This window comes from Amycolatopsis sp. NPDC088138 (assembly GCF_044741685.1).
GTDB lineage: Bacteria > Actinomycetota > Actinomycetes > Mycobacteriales > Pseudonocardiaceae > Amycolatopsis.
This window is the reverse complement of the sequence record NZ_JBIUTB010000004.1, coordinates 758,800-775,903: the sequence shown is the minus strand read 5'-3', so window position 1 is coordinate 775,903 and position 17,104 is coordinate 758,800. Positions and strand designations below refer to the sequence as shown.

Below are 17,104 nucleotides of genomic sequence, written 5' to 3'. Positions count from 1 at the left end.
AGACCACACCCGTGACCAATGACAGGCACTCGCGTGATTGAGGGCGGAACTCGCGAGAGGTGGGTCAGCGTGGCGATGCGGTGAGCGGGCGAACCGACCGTCGGCAAAGTCAGCGCAGCACCGACACCAGCGTCGGCAACGCCGCCACCAACGCCTCCCGCGTACAGCCCGCGTAGCCGATCGCCACCCCGTGCGCCGTCGGCACCCCGGCGAAGTGCCGCGCCAGGCCGTCCAGCCGGATCCCCCGCCGCTCCGCCACCGCGATCACCGACGCCTCCACCGAAGCCGACGGGAACGGCACCACCAGGTGCGCCCCCGCGTCGTCGCCGCGGACCGGGATGCCCGCGGAAGCCAAGGCCCCCGCCAAGAGCGTCCGGCGCTCCGCCATCTCGCGGCGGATCTTGCGCAGGTGACGGCCCAGGTCGCCGTTGCGCGCGAACTCGTACAGCACCCGCTGCCCCGCCGGCGATGGGCGCGTGCCCGTCAGATCGCGGTACGCCAGCACCGCCGACGTGATCGCCTCCGGGGCCACCATCCAGCCCGCGCCGAGCGTCGGCGTCAGGATCTTCGACGTCGTCCCCAGGTGCGCCACCACGTCGGGCGCCAAGGAAGCCAGCATCGGCAGCGGCGCCACGTCGAAGCGCAGTTCGCCGTCGTAGTCGTCTTCGATGACCAGCATCCCGTCCGAACGCGCCCTCTCGACCAGCGAAACCCGCCGCGCCGCGCTCAGCCTGCTGCCCATCGGGTACTGGTGCGCCGGCGAGCAGTACACCGCCCGCGCGCCCACCGGGATCGCCTCCGGCCGCAACCCTTCGAGATCCACCGGCACCCCGACCACCCGCATGCCCGCCCGCAAGAACGCCTGCACCGCGCGCTGGTAACCGGGCTCTTCGACGGCGACGACGTCGCCCCGCTCCAGCACCGCCGCGGCCAGCTCGACGACCGCCGCGGTCGTGCCGCCGGTGGCCAGCACCGAACCGGCGGCCAGGCCGCGGTGGCGCAGCAGGTGCTCGGACACCGCCGCGCGGTACTCCGGCAGGCCCGCGCGGTGGGCGCGGATCAGCGGGTCCGGGTCGGCCGCGGCGCGCCAGGCCCGGCGCCAAGCCGCGCGATCCAGCCCGGCCGCCCACGGCGTGCCCGGGCCGAGGTCCAGCAGTGACGGCGGCTCGGCGTCGGGCGCCGGGACAGTGGGCGCCGGGACCTCCGAGGCCGAGAACGACGGCGGCGTCGTCACATACGTCCCCGAGCCGTGCCGCCCGGCGATCCAGCCCTCGGCGTGGAGCTGCTCGTACGCGGCCGACGTCACGGTGCGGCTGACGCCGAGCCGGCCGGCCAGCGCGCGGGTCGACGGGAGCCGGTCGCCGCCGCGCAGGTGCCCGGACGCGGCCGCCTCGCGCAGCGCGTCCGCCAGCTGGACGGCCAGCGGCGTGACGGACGCGCGGTCGAGGCTGACCGGCAGCGCGGTGTCGGCGTGGGTCACGGGACCTCCCTAAGTGGACTTCCCAAGTGTACGAGAAGTGGCCGTTTTCCGATGCCACTGCCGGAGAGACGCTGGTCGCATGCTCTCCACCACGCCTCGCACCACGCTCGGCCGCAAGAAGCACCGGGCCGTCACCGACCGCGCCGTGCTGCACGCCGTCCTGGACGACGGCCTGATCTGCCACCTCGGCGTCGTCCGCGACGGCGTCCCGCTGGTCCTGCCCACCGGCTACGGCCGCGACGGCGACACGCTCTACCTGCACGGATCCACCGGCGCGGCGAGCCTCCGCACGGCGTCGCAGGACCTCGACGTCTGCGTCACGGTCACCCTGCTCGACGGCATCGTCTACGCGCGGTCGGTGAACAACCACTCGATGAACTACCGCAGCGCGGTCATCCTCGGGAAGGCCAAGCTCGTCACCGGCGCCGAAGCGAAGATGCACGGCCTCAAGGTGCTCACCGACCACCTCGCGCCCGGTTCGTGGGAGCACGCACGCGACGTCAACCCGAAGGAGTTCGCCGCGGTCAGCGTGCTCGCCCTCGACCTCGCCGAGGCGTCGGTGAAGATGCGCGCCGAGGGCCCGGACGACGAGCCGGGCGACGTCGGCGCGGACACCGCGTGGGCCGGGGTGCTGCCGGTGCGGACGGTCTTCGGCGAGCCCGAGCCGTCGGCCGACCTCTCCCCCGGCTGGGTGATTCCGGCGCACGTCGCCGATCGCGAGTAGGACGCTGTCGATCCGCGCGGTCGCCGTTCGTATAGGCGGCGACAGAGGAACCCAGCGGAAGGAACCCCATGCGCGCGATCAGCGTCACCATGAACGTCACCCTCGACGGCGTCGTGCAGAGCCTCGGCCGGCCCGACGAGGACACCCGCGGCGGCTTCACCCACGGCGGCTGGGGCGGCCGCTACCAGGACGAGGTCCTCGCCCAGGAGATGAGCCGCGGCATGGGCAAGCCCGGCGACATGCTGTTCGGCCGCCGCACCTGGGAGGACTTCATCGGCGCCTGGGCCGGGCAGACGGACGGCAACCCGTTCACCACGCACCTGAACGCCGCCACCAAGTACGTCGCCTCGACCACTTTGGACGACGCCGGTAAGTGGCAGAACTCCGTGCTGCTGCCGGGAGACGCGGCCAAGACGGTCGCCGAGCTGAAGGCCACCCCCGGCAACGACCTGTCGGTCATCGGCAGCGCCTCGCTCGTGCACGCGCTGCACGCGGCCGGGCTGATCGACCACTACGCCCTGCTGATCCACCCGCTGACCCTCGGTGGCGGCCTGCGCCTGTTCGCCGATCCCGCGCCCTACACCGAGTTCACGCTCACCCGCAGCGTCCCGACGACGAAGGGCGTGATCATCGCCTACTACGACCGCGTCAGCGAGCCAGCGGAAGCCTGACCGCGAACGTCGTGCGGCCCGGCACGGACTCCACGGAGACCGTGCCGCCGTGCGCCGTGACCAGGGACTGCACCACCGACAGGCCGAGGCCGGTGCCGCCGCCCGAGCGGGTGCGGGAGTCGTCGACGCGGAAGAACCGGTCGAAGATCCGCTCCCGGTCGGCCGGCGCAATGGCGGCGGGCCCGGCGTCGGTGACCCGGGCGACGGCCTCGGCGCCTTCGACCGCCACCGCGACGTGCACCGCGGTGCCCGGCGGCGTGTGCACGGCCGCGTTGGCCAGCAGGTTGTCGAGCACCTGCCGCAGCCGCAGCGGATCGGCGTCGACCAGCGCCGGGTCCAGGGACGTCGTCAGCGGGTGGTCGGGCCGGCCGGCGGTGAACGCGTCCGCCGCGTCGCCGGCCAGCTCGGCCAGGTCCGTCCTCTCGGGACGCAACGGCGTCTCGGCCGCCCGCGCGTCGAGGCGGGCCAGCAGCAGGAGGTCGTCGACGAGCACGGTCATCCGCGCCGTCTCCTCGCGGATCTTCGTCAGGTGCGCCTCGCGTTCCGCGGGCTCGTTCGCGGCCGCGTAGCGGAAGAGGTCGGCGTAACCCCGGATCGACGTCAGCGGCGTGCGCAGTTCGTGGGACGCGTCGGCGACGAACCGGCGCAGCCGGTCGTTCGCCTCGGTCTTGGCCGCCAGTGACGTGTCGATGTGCGCCAGCATCACGTTGAACGCCGTCCGCAGCTCCTCGACCTCGACACCGCCGCCGCTGCCCGACGCCCGCGCCGGCAGGGCGGGGTTCGCGGTGAGGTCGTGGGAGGCGATGTCGTGCGCGGTGCCGGCCATGTCGGCCAGCGGGCGCAGGCCGCGGCGCAGCACCAGCCGCCCGACGACCACGAGCACCGCCAGCGCGAACGCGAACGCGCCCACCTCGACCCAGACCAGCTGCCGGACCGTCCCGTTGAGATCCCCCTGCGGTGCGGCGCTCAGCAGCACCGAATCGGTGTCGACCGGGCACGCGCGGACCCGGTACGGCCCGTCGTCGTGCAGGTAGATGTTGCGGGTGACGTCGCCCGAGGCCGCGTCGGCGGCGATCTTCGCGAGCTGCTGGGCGTCACCGGGCAGCATCCCGCCCGGCTCGGGCGTCGCGACGCCGTCACGCACCGAGTACAGCGCCGAATACCAGGAGTACACCGACTGCGGCGAGCCGTGCGTCTCGCGCAGCGTCGGCAGCTGGGTGTTCTGGCTCTTGGACAGCTGCTCGTCGAGGCGCCGGTCGAGGTAGCCGTGCATGATCCCGACCGTCGTGACGCCGACCGCGGCGAACACGACCAGGGCGAGTGCGCCGAGGCCGAGCGTGATGCGGGTGCCGAGCCGGGTGCGCTGCCAGGCCTCGTACCACCGGCGGGCCGTGCGCTTCACCGGCTGACCTGGCGCACGACGTACCCGACGCCGCGCACGGTCTGGATCAGCGGTTCGCCCGAGCCCGCGTCGATCTTGCGCCGCAGATGCGAGATGACCAGTTCGACCACATTGGACCGGCCGCCGAAGTCGTACTCCCAGACGTGGTCGAGGATCTGCGCCTTCGTCAGCACCGACGGAGAGCGGCGCATGAGGTAGCGCAGCAGCTCGTACTCGGTCGGCGTCAGCTCGGCGGGAGCCTGGTCGCCGCGGCGGACCTCGCGGGTGTCCTCGTCCAGCGTCAGGTCCCCGACGCGCAGCACGGCCCCGCGCGCCGCGGCCGGGAGCGCGGCGCCCGTCGTGCGGCGCAGCACCGCGCGCAGCCGCGCCATCAGCTCCTCGACGGAAAACGGTTTCACCAGGTAGTCGTCACCCCCGCGGGTGAGCCCGGCGATCCGGTCCGACGTCGCGTCCTTGGCCGTGAGGAACACCACGGGCACCGCGCTGCCGTTCTCGCGCAGCCGGTCCAGCACGGTGAAGCCGTCGAGGTCGGGCAGCATCAGGTCCAGCACCACGATGTCCGGCGCGAACGCCGCCGCCTCGCTCAGCGCGGCCCGGCCGGAACCGGCCGTGACCGCCTGCCAGCCCTCGTACCGGGCGACGGTGGCGACGAGGTCGGCGATGTGCGGCTCGTCGTCGACGACGAGCAGGCGCACGGGTTCGGAGGGCTGCACCACCCCATCTTCTCCCGGCACGCGAGCGGGCGGCGACCGGTGGCGGCGGCCGACAGCAACCCGACAGCCGGCACCCAGACTCGCCACAGGCTCGGTGGCGAGGCTGGCCTTCGTGAACCGAACCCGAGGGGGATCCGTGTGACCAGCATGACGCAGACCGCCGAGGCCACGCGCCCGGCGATCCGCCCCCGGATCGCCGCGAAATCCGGCCTTTTCCTCATCCTGGGCGCCAACGTGGCCGCCGCGACCGTCCTGTTCGCGCAGGCCGGCCTCTCGCCCAACGTGCTGATCAGCATCGGCAGGCTGGCCGGGCTGTACGGCGCGCTCACGATGGCGTTCCAGCTGCTGCTGGTGGCCCGGCTGCCCTGGCTGGACCGGCGGATCGGCATGGACCGGCTCACGACGTGGCACCGCTGGACCGGCTTCACGATCCTGTGGACGCTGCTCGCGCACCTCGTGTTCATCGTCTTCGGGTACGCCGAGGTCGAGAGCCACGGCGTCGTCGACGAGCTGGTGGACATGGCCAACGAGCTGGAGGGCATCCTGCGCGCGCTGGTCGCGTTCGCGGTGATCCTCATCGTCGGGGCGGCGTCGGCGAAGTTCGCGCGGCGCCGGCTGGCCTACGAGACGTGGCACTTCATCCACCTCTACACCTACGCGGCGGTCTTCCTCGCCTTCACCCACCAGATCGCGCTCGGCACGTCGTTCGCCGGCTCGCCGATGGCGAAGGGCTACTGGTGGACGCTCTGGCTCGGGGCCGGCACCGCGGTGCTCGCCGGGCGCGTGCTGCTGCCGCTGTGGCGGAACCTGCGCCACCGGCTGCGGGTCACCGCCGTGGTTTCCGAGTCCCCGGACGTGGTTTCGGTCTACATGACCGGCAAGCACCTCGACCGGATGCCGGCCCGCGCCGGTCAGTTCTTCCTGTGGCGGTTCCTCACCAAGGACCGCTGGTACCAGGCCAACCCCTTCTCGCTGTCCGCGGCGCCCGACGGCCGCACGCTGCGCCTGACCGCGAAGGCGCTCGGCGACTCCAGTGCGTCGCTGCGCAGCCTCCGCATCGGGACGCGGGTGTTCGCCGAAGGCCCGTACGGCGCGTTCACCACGATCCACCAGCAGCGCCCCGACGCGCTGCTCGTGGCGGGCGGGGTCGGGATCACGCCGATCCGCGCGCTGCTGGAGGACATCGAAGGCCACGTCGTCGTGCTGTACCGGGTGCGCACCCAGGCCGACGCGGTGCTGCTGCCCGAGCTGAACGCGCTGGCCAAGGCCCGCGGCGCGATGGTGAGTGTCCTCACCGGACCCGACCAGGCGGTCGGCCCCCGCGGCACGATGCTCGGCCCGGCGAACCTGCACATGATGGTGCCGGACGTGCACGAGCGGGACGTGTTCGTCTGCGGCCCGCCCGGGATGACGTCGGCCGTGCTGCGCAGCCTGCGGGAGCTGCGCGTACCCAAGGCCCAGGTCCACGCCGAACGCTTCAGCCTCGCGGCCTAGGGGGACGTTGTGAAGAGAACCATCTTCGTCGTCGCGCTGTCGATCGCGGGGTTCATCGCGGTCTGGCGGTTCGAACCCGGGCCGCCGGTGCAGAACGCCGCCGCCCAGGCACCGCCCGCCGTCGTCGCACCGTCCACATCGGTCCCCAAGCCGACCTCGACAGCACCGTCGGCACCGTCCACATCGGCCGGTGGCCCGACCGGGGGCACCTCGTCGTCGGCACCGCCGCCTTCGTCCACTCCGGACAGTGCTGATGCGACGGTGACCACCCAGGGCACGCCCGAGTGGAGCACCTACGGGACCGTGCAGGTCCAGGTGACCTTCACCGGCTCCCGGATGGCCGCGATCACCCTGCTGCAGGCGCCGGACGGCGGCCGGGCCCTCACCGCCCTGCCGAAGCTGCAGGAAGAGGCGATCAAGGCGCAGAGCGCGAAGATCGACACCGTGACCGGCGCGACCGAGACGAGCGAGTCGTACAAGACGTCGCTGCAGGCCGCCATCGACGCTCGGGGCAACCGATGACGAACCGCGTGGAACAGGTGATGGGCCTGCCGGTCTCCCTCGATCTGCGGGACGAGGGGGACTTCGCCGAGGTCGTCGACGACGTCTTCGCCTGGTTCCGTGACGTCGACGCCCGGTTCAGCCCGTTCAAGGAGGACAGCGAGGTCAGCCGGTACGACCGCGGCGAGCTGCCGGCCGGGGAGCTGAGCGACGACCTGATCGAGGTGCTGGAGCTCTGCGCGTACTACGAGCAGCTCTCCGGCGGCGCGTTCCGCGCGCGGCTGCCCGGCCGCGGCCTCGACCCGTGCGCGGTGGTGAAGGGCTGGGCGGTGCAGCGCGCCGCCGACATGCTCAAGGCCGAGGGCGTCACGACGTTCTGCCTCAACGCGGGCGGCGACGTCGTCACCGCCGGCGAGCCGGAACTCGGGCGCGCGTGGCGGGTCGGCGTCCGCCACCCCGAGCAGCCCCTCGCGGTGTGCGCGGTGCTGGAGTCGCGCAACGGCGCCATCGCGACGTCGGCGGCCTACGAACGCGGCTCGCACATCCTCGACGGCCGCGACGGCACCCCGGCGACCGGCCTGATGAGCGTCACCATCGTGGCCGGCGACCTGGTCACCGCGGACGCGCTGGCCACCGCGGCGTTCGCGATGGGCGCCGAGGGCATCACGTGGGCGGCTGACCGGCCGGGCTGCGAGATCCTCATCGTCGACGACAGCCGCCGCATGCACCGGACCGCGGGACTCCTGCTGGCTTCGTGACGGCGTCCGCCAAAACCGGTCGCACCGCCCCGGCCCCTCGGCCAGACTCGGGTCATGCCTTCCGCCGTGCTGAACGTGTCCGTCGACTGCGCCGACCCGTACACCCTCTGCCAGTTCTGGAGCCAGGTCACCGGGAAACCGATCCCGGACGAGGACCGGCCGGGTGACGACGAGGTCGGCTTCGAGCTGACCGACGGCACCACGCTGCTGTTCCTGAAAGTGCCCGAGCCGAAGACGGTGAAGAACCGCCTCCACCTGTGCCTGCAGCCGGACGTGCCGCGTGACGAGGAGGTCGCGCGCCTGATCGGGCTGGGCGCTTCGCTCGTCCACGACCGGCGCAACGACGACGGCACCGGCTGGGCCGTGCTCGCCGACCCCGAGGGCAACGAGTTCTGCGTGCTGCGCAGCAAGGCCGAACGCGAGGCGACGTCGTGACGGACTCCTTCGCTGCCTCTTTCGGGGTGAACAAGGCCAACTGGGACGAGCGCGCGCCGCTGCACGCGGCGTCGCCGGACTACAACTTCGCCGACTTCGCCGCGGATCCGGCGTACCTCAGCCACGTGGTGCGGTTCGACCGGCCGCGGCTGGGCGACATCACCGGGCTGCGCGCGGTGCACCTGCAGTGCCACCTCGGCACGGACACGGTGTCACTGTCCCGGCTCGGCGCGCGGGTGTCCGGGCTCGACTTCTCGGGCGCGGCGCTGGCCGAGGCCCGGCGGCTGGCCACGGCGGCGGGCGCGGACGTCGACTACCACGAGGCCAACGTCTACGACGCCGTCTCCGTGCTGGGCGCGGAGAGCTTCGACCTGGTCTACACCGGGATCGGCGCGTTGTGCTGGCTGCCTTCGGTGGCGCGCTGGGCCGAGGTCGTGGCCGGTCTGCTGCGGCCGGGCGGGCGGCTGTTCATCCGGGAGATGCACCCGATGCTGGCGAGCCTGGACGAGACCCAGGACCCGGCGGTGCCGCGCTACTCGTACTTCGAGCACGCCGAACCGCTGGTGTTCGACGATCCGGGCACCTACGTCCAGGTCGACGGCAAACTGACGTCCACGGTGACCCACGAGTGGGCCCATTCCCTCGGCGAGATCGTCACCGCGCTGCTGGACAACGGCCTGACCCTGACCGGGCTCACCGAGCACGACAGCGTGCCGTGGAACGCGATCCCGGGCCAGATGGTGCACGACGAAGCCGTCGACGAGTGGCGGATGAAGGACACGCCCGAGCGGATCGCGGCAAGCTACACCCTGCAGGCGGTCAAGTGACCCTGATCGCGGTCGCCACCCTCGGCGGCACCATCTCGATGGCCCCTTCGAGCGGTTCCGGCGGCGCGGTGCCGCGGTTCGGTGCGGCGGAACTGCTCGACGGCGTCGGCGACCTGTCGTTCGACGTGCGGGCCGAGACGCTGGCCGCCATCGGCAGCGCGTCGATGGACTTCGCGACGCTGCTCCGGTGCCGCGACTGGGGCCTAGCCCAGGAAGCCGACGGTTTTGTGGTCGTCCAGGGCACCGACACCCTCGAGGAGACGGCGTACTTCCTGGACCTGTGCTGGCCGTCGGAGACCCCGGTGGTCGTCACCGGCGCGATGCGCAACCCGGGCCTGCTCAGCCCGGACGGCCCGGCGAACCTGCGCAACGCCCTGACGATCGCGGCCGATCCGCGTAGTCGCGGGCGGGGCGCGATGGTGACGTTGAACGACGACGTCCACGCGGCGCGGTGGGTGCGGAAGGCGCATACGAGCCACGTGGAAGCGTTTTCGTCGGCGCCCGCCGGGCCGCTCGGCATGGTCGTCGAGCAGGCGGTGCACTGGTTCCACCCGTCGCCGCCGCGGCCGCCTTTTTTGGACGGTCGTGACTTCGGCGGGCTGGTGCCGGTGGTCGAGTCCGGTCTGGACGACTCGGGCGCGGTGCTGGAGCTGATCGCCGCGGATCCGCGCGTGCGCGGGGTCGTGCTGGCCGCGACGGGCGTCGGGCACGTCTCCGAGGGCACGGCCGACGTCGTCGAACGCCTGGTTTCGCGGATGCCGGTGGTGGTCGCGTCCCGGACGGGCGCGGGCCCCACCCTGCGCTCGACGTACGGCTTCCGCGGTTCGGAGTCCAGCCTGATCGCGCTGGGCGCGACGATGGCGGGCTGGCTCGACGTCCGCAAGGCCCGCATCCTGCTGCACACCCTGCTGGCCGCCGGCGCCGACCGCCCCCGCATCGAGCACGAGTTCCGCCTGCGCGGCGACCTCGACTAACGCTGGCCAAGTGCCGTGAAGGCCACCTTGAGGGACTCTGAGTCCCTCAAGGTGGCCTTCACGGCAGGTCGGTCAGCCGGGGATCGGGCCGCTGAGCGGGTCCAGGTGGTACGGGCGCATCGCGCGCGCCGCGTCGCGGTAGACGTGGATCGAGACGGCCGGGTCCGGGCCCTCGTTGCGGACCTCGTGCACGTACCCCGGGCCGAACACCCGCGACTGCCCGGCCACCAGCGAGTGCAGCTCGGTGATCGCGCGGCCGTCCGGGGCGCGGCGGGCCACCGCCTCGGTCAGGTGCCCGCCGACCACGGTGAACGCGCCGCTGGCGAACGCGTGGTCGTGCAGGTCGGTGCGCTGGCCCGGCAGCCAGCTCATCAGCCAGACCTCCTGCTGCTCGTCCTTCGAGACGAGCGTCGCGAACCGCTCGTCCGGGTCGTAGCGCAGCAGGTGGCGCCACTGGTCACGGTCGGCGGCGACCTCCAGCGCGACGCGCACGGGGTGGCGCAGCGCGGGGTTCTCGGGACGCAGCAGGGTGTTGTCCGGGACGGCGAACATGAGGGTCCTCACGGGAGAAAGGGGTGTCGAGCTGGGCCGGGGCGGGGTTCACCGACAACAGCGACACGCGCACACGACGGCGCGGAGGTCGTGACGACCCCGCGACTCGGTCATGGTGTGCGCGAACATGACGCACAATCTCCCAGCCGCCCGGCGACCGGTCAAGCGACTCCCAGCATCCGGGCGGTACGCGCCGGAAGGGTCAGGACCACTCGTGTTTTTGCGAGCGCCCCAGCAGTTCCGCGCCGGCCTGGCGCGGGTCGACGCCCTCGTGGCAGACGCGGTGCATCGCGTCCGTGATCGGCATGTCGACACCGAGGCTCTGGGCGAGCGCCCGGATCGACGAGCACGACATGACACCCTCGGCGACCTGCCCGCCGGCGGCGGCCTGGGCCTGCTCCAGCGTGTCGCCGCGGCCGAGGCGCTCCCCGAACGTCCGGTTGCGCGAAAGCGGCGACGAGCACGTCGCGACCAGGTCGCCGACCCCGGCGAGCCCGGCGAACGTCAGCGGGTCCGCGCCGAGCTTCGCGCCGAGCCGGGCCATCTCGGCCAGGCCGCGGGTGATGAGCGTCGCCATGGTGTTCGTGCCGAGGCCGAGGCCCGCGGCCATCCCGGTGCTCAGCGCGATGACGTTCTTGCACGCCCCGCCCAGCTCGCAGCCGACGACGTCGGTGTTGGTGTACGGCCGGAAGTAGGAGTTGGCGCTGGCGCGCTGGATCGCGACCGCGCGCTCGTGGTCGGCGCAGGCGAGCACGGACGCCGACGGCTGCCCGGCGGCGATCTCCTTGGCCAGGTTCGGCCCGGTGACGACGACGACCTCGCCGGCCGGGATTCCGGCGATCTCGGCGATCACCTCGCTCATCCGCTTGAGCGTGCCGAGTTCGACGCCCTTGGCGAGGCTGACGAGAATCGTGTCGGCCGGCAGCAGCGGGCGCCACTCCGAGAGGTTCGCCCGCAGGCTCTGGCTCGGCACGGCCAGCACCACGGCATCGGCGCCGTCGAGGGCCTCGGCCGGGTCGGCGGTCGCGGTGATGCGGTCCGGCAGGCCGACACCGGGCAGGTACGCGGAGTTGGCGTGCCGCTCGCGGATGTCCGCGGCGACCTGCTCCCGGCGCGCCCACATGGTGACGTCGCGCCCGGCGTCGCCGAGGACCTTCGCGAAGGCGGTGCCCCACGAACCGGCCCCGAGCACGGTGACCCGCTGGACGTCGGCGCGCATCAGGCGGGGTCCCCCGGCTTCGCCGACGGCGGTTCCTCGTGCCGGATCTCCCCGAGCAGCCGGGTCACGTCGTCCATCATCACCTTCGTGACCTCGCGCAGTTTCGACGCGCTGCGCGTGTTGCCGTCGCGGTAGGCGGACAGGTCCAGCGGGTCGCCGACGGAGTGCGTGATGGTCTTGCGCGGGAACGGCGTGAACTTCTTCGTGTAGCCGTTGAAGATCTGGCTGGTGCCCCAGCGCGCGATCGGGATGACGGGGACGTCGTTCTGCAGCGCGAGCCGGGCGGCGCCGGTGAAGGACTCCTTCGGCCAGCCGGCCGGGTCCTTGGTGATGGTGCCCTCGGGGTAGATGACGACGAGCTTGCCCGCCGCGAGGGCGTCGTGCGCGGCCTTGAGACTGTCGCCGGCCGCGGCCGACCCGCGCGAGACGGGGATCTGCCCGGCCCCGACGAAGATCTTCCCGAAGATCGGCGTCCGGGTCAGCGACTCCTTGCCGAGGAAGCGCGGCACGCGTTTCTGCCGGTGCACGAACACGGCGTCGACGACGGGGTCGAGGTGCGAGATGTGGTTCATCACCAGCAGCGCGGGCCCCTGCCGGGGAATCTTCTCGTTCCCGGCGTACACCCGCCGCCCGATAGCGGTCAGCGGGTAGAACAGTACGGCGGCGAGTCCCACCCAGAAGCCGCCCTTTTCACGCCGGGCCACAGTCTTCCTCCTCCACGAGCTCACGTCCGCCCTTGATCCTGCCGCCCCGGGGTCGGAGCAGTCCAGGGAGGGTGGCTCAGGGGACGGGACCCCAGGTGGAACGGCTCCTCGAGCGGCTCGGGGTCGTGAGTGTTCAGTCGGGTTAGGCGGACCAGTATTTGGTCACCTACTGGCCCGGTCCGCGGCCCGGTTGCGGCGAGGTCGGCACCCGCTGAGGCCGCGACCAGCACGAGGCGTTGGTCGGCAAATTCAGCTTCACCAGAACCCCCTCTGAACACTCACGACCAGCCGCACTGTGAACAACCCGCCCGCGCCGCGACGGCCGCGCTCCCCTCACCAACACCAGAGCCGCGACTCGCCCCCCCGGTAGCCCAACGATCGGCAAATCCCCAGCACCAGGCCCATTTCCCCGCGCCGACCCGCCCCCCAGACAGAGCCCACCCTCCCTGGGGGCCACCCCGTCTCAACGCTACCGGCCGACCCCGACAAAACCCCCGCCCCAGCCCACCCCATCCCCCGAGTTGTCCACAACACCGCGAACCTGTGGACAACCACCCCGTCCCTGCCCCGGCGGCCCGCGTTTCGGGTAAAGATGGACGGGTGGACGTGGACCTGGTCGTACCGATGAAACACCCCCGCGACGGGAAGTCGCGGCTGCGTGGCGCCGTGGAGGCGGACCGGCACCCCGCGCTGGTACTGGCGCTCGCCGCCGACACGCTCGCCGCGGTCGTCGCGACCGCCCGGGTGCGGCGGGTGCTGCTCGTCGCCGCCGATCCGGCGGCCGTCGCCGAGCTCCGGGACCTCGGGATCGAGATCGTCGGTGAAAGCGGCGAAGGCCTCAACGCTGCCTTCCGCCGTGGCGCCACCCTGCTGAGAGCAGACGACCCGGGCGGACAGATAGGCGCCCTGCAAGCCGATCTCCCCGCCCTGCGCGCCGGTGACCTCTCCGCCGCGCTGGCCGAAGCGGCGGGACGCCGCGCCTTCGTCGCCGACCGGCAGGGCACCGGCACCACCCTGCTGCTGGCCGCCCCCGGGGCACCGCTGGACCCGCGGTTCGGGCCGGGTTCCGCGCGGGCGCACCAGGCCTCGGGAGCGGTGGCCCTGCGCGGGGAACTCCCCTCGCTGCGCAGTGACGTCGACACGCCCGAAGACCTCGCCCATGTCCGGACCCTGGGTGTCGGGAAACACACCGCCGCCCGGTTCGGCGAACCCTGTGCCACGCCCGGGTGAGGTGTTCATCTGACCTTCACCACGTCCGGAGCAAATCCGTCTCTCTTAGTGAAGAATGGGCTCGGTGAGCACAGACGACGGCGGCACGCCCGCACCGCGGAGGCGACGGAACCCGGCGACCGGATCCGAAACGGCGAAGAAGACCACCGCGGCCAAGCCGGCCGCGGCGAAGAAGGTCCCGTCGAAGTCCACCGCGCGCGACACCGCCGCCCGTGCCACGGCCGGGAAAGCGAGAGTCCGCAAGAGCACTCCCGCCGCGGCGACCCCTCGCCGCCGCAGCTCCGCGCAGGGCAACGCGCGCGGGGCCGAGGAGTTCCGTGCCATCCCGTCGGCGCCGCCGGCCGTCACCGCCGCGCCGAGCGCCGTCGAGACGCTGCCGGACGACCGGTACTTCAACCGTGAGCTCTCGTGGCAGGACTTCAACGCCCGCGTGCTCGCGCTGGCCGAGGACGAGTCGCAGCCGCTGCTCGAACGCACGAAGTTCCTCGCGATCTTCGCGTCCAACCTGGACGAGTTCTACATGGTCCGCGTCGCCGGCCTGAAGCGCCGCGACGAGACCGGCCTGCTGGTCCGCAGCGCGGACGGGCTCACCCCGCGCGAGCAGCTGGACTACATCGCCAAGCGCAACCAGGACCTGGTCGAGCAGCAGACCGGCGCGTTCGAGAAGGGCCTGCGCCCGCTGCTGGCCGAGCACGACATCCGGATCGTCGGTTGGGCCGACCTCGCCGGTGCCGACCAGCTGCGCCTGTCCAGCTACTTCTCCGAGCAGATCTTCCCGGTGCTGACGCCGCTGGCCGTCGACCCCGCGCACCCGTTCCCGTACATCTCCGGCCTTTCGCTCAACCTGGCCGTCACGGTCCGGGACCCGGAAGGCGGCACCGAGCGCTTCGCCAGGGTCAAGGTGCCCAGCAACGTGCCCCGGCTGATGCGCGTCGAAAACGAGCGGACCAGCCGCACCGCGACCTTCCTGCCGCTGGAAGAGCTGATCGCGGCGCACCTGGGCGAGCTGTTCACCGGGATGGACGTCACCGAGCACCACGTCTTCCGCGTCACCCGCAACGCCGACTTCGAGGTCGACGAGGACCGCGACGAAGACCTGCTCCAGGCCCTCGAGCGCGAGCTGGCCCAGCGCCGGTTCGGCCCGCCGGTGCGCCTCGAGGTCGCGCAGGACATGAGCGAGCACATGCTCGAGCTGCTGCTGCGCGAGCTGGACGTCGACCCGGCCGACGTCGTCGAGGTCCCCGGCCTGCTCGACCTGACCTGCCTGCACCAGCTGTCCGGGGTGGACCGCAAGGAGCTCAAGGACCGGCCGTTCGTGCCGGCGACGCACCCGGCGTTCGGCGAGCGCGAGACGCCGAAGAGCGTCTTCGCGACGCTGCGCGAGGGTGACGTGCTGGTGCACCACCCGTACGACTCGTTCTCGACGAGCGTGCAGCGCTTCATCGAGCAGGCCGCGGCCGACTCGAAGGTCCTCGCGATCAAGCAGACCCTGTACCGGACTTCGGGCGACTCCCCGATCGTCGACGCGCTGATCGACGCCGCCGAGGCGGGCAAGCAGGTCGTCGCGCTGGTCGAGATCAAGGCGCGGTTCGACGAGCAGGCCAACATCACCTGGGCGCGCACGCTGGAGCGTGCGGGCGTGCACGTCGTGTACGGCCTGGTCGGGCTGAAGACGCACTGCAAGGTGTCGATGATCGTGCGCCAGGAGGGCTCGACCATCCGGCGCTACTGCCACATCGGCACCGGCAACTACAACCCGAAGACCGCGCGGCTCTACGAGGACATCGGCCTGTTCACCGCCGACCCGAGCATCGGCGCGGACGTCACCGACCTGTTCAACGTGCTCACCGGCTACTCCCGCCAGGACACCTACCGGACGATCCTCACCTCGCCGCACGGCATCCGGCGGGGCATCGTCCGCGCGATCGGCGAGGAGATCGAGCTGGCGCGGGCCGGGCAGCACGCCGGGATCCGGATCAAGTGCAACTCGCTGGTCGACGAGCAGATCATCGACGCGCTCTACCACGCGTCGCAGGCCGGCGTCCCGGTCGAGATCGTGGTGCGCGGGATCTGCACGCTGAAGCCCGGTGTCGAAGGCCTGTCCGAGAACATCCACGTCCGGTCGATCCTCGGCCGGTTCCTGGAGCACTCGCGGATCTTCAACTTCCGCGCCGGCGGCACGCACTGGATCGGCAGCGCGGACATGATGCACCGCAACCTGGACCGGCGGATCGAAGCGCTGGTGCGGGTCAAGGACCCGAAGCTGACGCGCCAGCTCGACGACATCTTCGAGTCCGCGCTGGACCCGGAGACCCGCTGCTGGGTGCTGACCGAGAGCGGCGAATGGGCGCCGTCCCCGGCCGAGGGCTCGCGCGTGCGTGATCACCAGCTCGAACTCGCCAAGCTGCACGGGGCCGCCGGATGACCCAGGAGGTACGGGCGGCCGGCGCGGTCCTGTGGCGCCTCGCCGGGAGGGCGGTCGAGGTCGCCCTGGTCCACCGCCCGCGGTACGACGACTGGTCGCTGCCGAAGGGAAAGCTCGATCCGGGCGAGACGACGGCCGAGGCCGCCGTGCGGGAGGTCCGTGAGGAGACCGGGTTCCGCGCGGTGCTGGGCCGGTACGTGGCCCGGACCTCCTACGACGTGCCGGCGAAGCACGGGTCCGGCACGGTCCCGAAGACCGTCGACTACTTCAGCGCCGAAGCGGTGTCCGGCGAGTTCGAGGAGAACGACGAGGTCGACGAGCTGCGCTGGCTGGAACCGACCGCGGCCGAGAAACTGCTGACGCGGCACGAGGACGTGCGGGTGCTGCGCGTGTTCTGCCAGCTGCCGGCCGGGCTGACGACCCTGCTGCTGGTGCGGCACGCGAAGGCGGGCAAGCGCGACGGCTGGAGCGGCGACGACGACCTGCGGCCGCTGTCGGAAGCCGGGCTGCGGCAGGCGGCGGGGCTGCGGCGGGTGCTGGCGCTGTCCGCCCCGGACCGGGTGCTCTCGGCGCCGCGGCTGCGGTGCGTCCAGACGGTGCGCGGGATCGCCGAGGACATCGGCACCGAGGTGCGGCACGAGCCGCTCTTCTCCGAAGAGGGCTACTGGCCGGACCCGGTGCTGGGGGTGGCGCGCCTGCTGGCGATCGCCGGTGACGGCGGGACCCCGGTCGTGGCCAGCCAGGGCGGCGTGATCCCGGACCTGGTGAGCGTCCTGGCGGACCGCGACGGCGTCGAGCTGAGCGCGGCGCGCGGCGGTGTCGTGCCGAGCAAGAAGGGCTCGTTCTGGGTCCTGTCGTTCCGCCCCCCGACGGCCGAGGACGGCCCGATCCTGGTGGCGGCCGACTACCACGCGAGCGCGCTGCCCGCCCCGGCTCCCAGCCGCCACTGAGCCCGAGCGCCCCAATGTGGCATTGGGTGCGTTGGACGCAGCGAA

The 17,104-nt window shown here is 72.4% G+C and carries 17 protein-coding genes; 11 read left to right on the top strand and 6 right to left on the bottom strand.

Features of this window, described 5'->3' with window-relative positions; all coding sequences use genetic code 11:
* Positions 1 to 109 precede the first annotated feature (109 nt).
* Positions 110 to 1,480, bottom strand: coding sequence for a PLP-dependent aminotransferase family protein (locus ACIOD2_RS24325; protein WP_400542039.1), 1,371 nt, complete (start codon positions 1,478 to 1,480; stop codon positions 110 to 112).
* Between the two features lie 79 nt (positions 1,481 to 1,559).
* On the opposite strand from ACIOD2_RS24325, the gene ACIOD2_RS24320 reads away from it, so the two are divergent.
* Positions 1,560 to 2,204, top strand: coding sequence for a pyridoxamine 5'-phosphate oxidase family protein (locus tag ACIOD2_RS24320; protein WP_400542037.1), 645 nt, complete (start codon positions 1,560 to 1,562; stop codon positions 2,202 to 2,204).
* A gap of 68 nt (positions 2,205 to 2,272) precedes the next feature.
* Positions 2,273 to 2,875 (top strand): dihydrofolate reductase family protein, encoded by a 603-nt coding sequence (locus ACIOD2_RS24315; protein WP_400542034.1) that lies wholly within the window; start codon positions 2,273 to 2,275, stop codon positions 2,873 to 2,875.
* Here the strand turns inward: ACIOD2_RS24315 and ACIOD2_RS24310 are convergent.
* Entirely contained in the window at positions 2,853 to 4,277 is a 1,425-nt protein-coding gene (locus ACIOD2_RS24310) for a sensor histidine kinase (RefSeq protein WP_400542031.1), read from the bottom strand. The genes ACIOD2_RS24315 and ACIOD2_RS24310 overlap by 23 nt on opposite strands.
* A complete protein-coding gene (locus tag ACIOD2_RS24305) occupies positions 4,274 to 4,990 on the bottom strand; it encodes a response regulator transcription factor (RefSeq protein WP_400542028.1) in 717 nt (238 codons plus the stop codon). The genes ACIOD2_RS24310 and ACIOD2_RS24305 overlap by 4 nt, the downstream gene beginning before the upstream one ends.
* Before the next feature lie 147 nt (positions 4,991 to 5,137).
* On the opposite strand from ACIOD2_RS24305, the gene ACIOD2_RS24300 reads away from it, so the two are divergent.
* Genes ACIOD2_RS24300 through ACIOD2_RS24275 form a run of 6 tightly spaced genes read left to right on the top strand, consistent with a single transcriptional unit; the run spans position 5,138 to position 9,979 of the window.
* Positions 5,138 to 6,484 carry a ferric reductase-like transmembrane domain-containing protein gene (locus ACIOD2_RS24300; protein WP_400543221.1) on the top strand — a complete coding sequence of 449 codons (1,347 nt, stop codon included), beginning with the start codon at positions 5,138 to 5,140 and terminating at the stop codon, positions 6,482 to 6,484.
* 9 nt (positions 6,485 to 6,493) lie between these two features.
* Positions 6,494 to 7,006: an FMN-binding protein gene (locus ACIOD2_RS24295; RefSeq protein WP_400542025.1), complete on the top strand. Its 513-nt coding sequence runs from the start codon at positions 6,494 to 6,496 to the stop codon at positions 7,004 to 7,006.
* Positions 7,003 to 7,743: an FAD:protein FMN transferase gene (locus ACIOD2_RS24290; RefSeq protein ID WP_400542022.1), complete on the top strand. Its 741-nt coding sequence runs from the start codon at positions 7,003 to 7,005 to the stop codon at positions 7,741 to 7,743. The genes ACIOD2_RS24295 and ACIOD2_RS24290 overlap by 4 nt, the downstream gene beginning before the upstream one ends.
* Before the next feature lie 54 nt (positions 7,744 to 7,797).
* Positions 7,798 to 8,178, top strand: coding sequence for a VOC family protein (locus ACIOD2_RS24285; RefSeq protein ID WP_400542019.1), 381 nt, complete (start codon positions 7,798 to 7,800; stop codon positions 8,176 to 8,178).
* Positions 8,175 to 9,005, top strand: coding sequence for a class I SAM-dependent methyltransferase (locus tag ACIOD2_RS24280; RefSeq protein ID WP_400542016.1), 831 nt, complete (start codon positions 8,175 to 8,177; stop codon positions 9,003 to 9,005). Before ACIOD2_RS24285 ends, ACIOD2_RS24280 begins: the two co-directional genes overlap by 4 nt.
* Entirely contained in the window at positions 9,002 to 9,979 is a 978-nt protein-coding gene (locus ACIOD2_RS24275) for an asparaginase (protein ID WP_400542013.1), read from the top strand. The genes ACIOD2_RS24280 and ACIOD2_RS24275 overlap by 4 nt, the downstream gene beginning before the upstream one ends.
* Positions 9,980 to 10,051: 72 nt before the next feature.
* Here ACIOD2_RS24275 and ACIOD2_RS24270 read toward each other — a convergent pair whose 3' ends face one another.
* The 3 genes from ACIOD2_RS24270 to ACIOD2_RS24260 all read right to left on the bottom strand — a co-directional run bounded on the left by ACIOD2_RS24270 (position 10,052) and on the right by ACIOD2_RS24260 (position 12,454).
* Complete coding sequence (locus ACIOD2_RS24270) at positions 10,052 to 10,531, bottom strand: cysteine dioxygenase (RefSeq protein WP_400543218.1); 480 nt, start codon at positions 10,529 to 10,531, stop codon at positions 10,052 to 10,054.
* A gap of 202 nt (positions 10,532 to 10,733) precedes the next feature.
* Positions 10,734 to 11,750: an NAD(P)H-dependent glycerol-3-phosphate dehydrogenase gene (locus ACIOD2_RS24265; RefSeq protein ID WP_400542010.1), complete on the bottom strand. Its 1,017-nt coding sequence runs from the start codon at positions 11,748 to 11,750 to the stop codon at positions 10,734 to 10,736.
* Positions 11,750 to 12,454, bottom strand: coding sequence for a lysophospholipid acyltransferase family protein (locus ACIOD2_RS24260; protein ID WP_400542007.1), 705 nt, complete (start codon positions 12,452 to 12,454; stop codon positions 11,750 to 11,752). Before ACIOD2_RS24260 ends, ACIOD2_RS24265 begins: the two co-directional genes overlap by 1 nt.
* 600 nt (positions 12,455 to 13,054) lie before the next feature.
* Between ACIOD2_RS24260 and cofC the strand changes: the two genes are divergently transcribed.
* Genes cofC through ACIOD2_RS24245 form a run of 3 tightly spaced genes read left to right on the top strand, consistent with a single transcriptional unit; the run spans position 13,055 to position 17,059 of the window.
* Positions 13,055 to 13,684 carry a 2-phospho-L-lactate guanylyltransferase gene (gene cofC, locus ACIOD2_RS24255; protein WP_400542004.1) on the top strand — a complete coding sequence of 210 codons (630 nt, stop codon included), beginning with the start codon at positions 13,055 to 13,057 and terminating at the stop codon, positions 13,682 to 13,684.
* Positions 13,685 to 13,739: 55 nt separating this feature from the next.
* Positions 13,740 to 16,109: an RNA degradosome polyphosphate kinase gene (locus tag ACIOD2_RS24250; protein ID WP_400542002.1), complete on the top strand. Its 2,370-nt coding sequence runs from the start codon at positions 13,740 to 13,742 to the stop codon at positions 16,107 to 16,109.
* Positions 16,106 to 17,059 (top strand): NUDIX domain-containing protein, encoded by a 954-nt coding sequence (locus ACIOD2_RS24245; RefSeq protein WP_400542000.1) that lies wholly within the window; start codon positions 16,106 to 16,108, stop codon positions 17,057 to 17,059. Before ACIOD2_RS24250 ends, ACIOD2_RS24245 begins: the two co-directional genes overlap by 4 nt.
* Positions 17,060 to 17,104 lie beyond the last annotated feature (45 nt).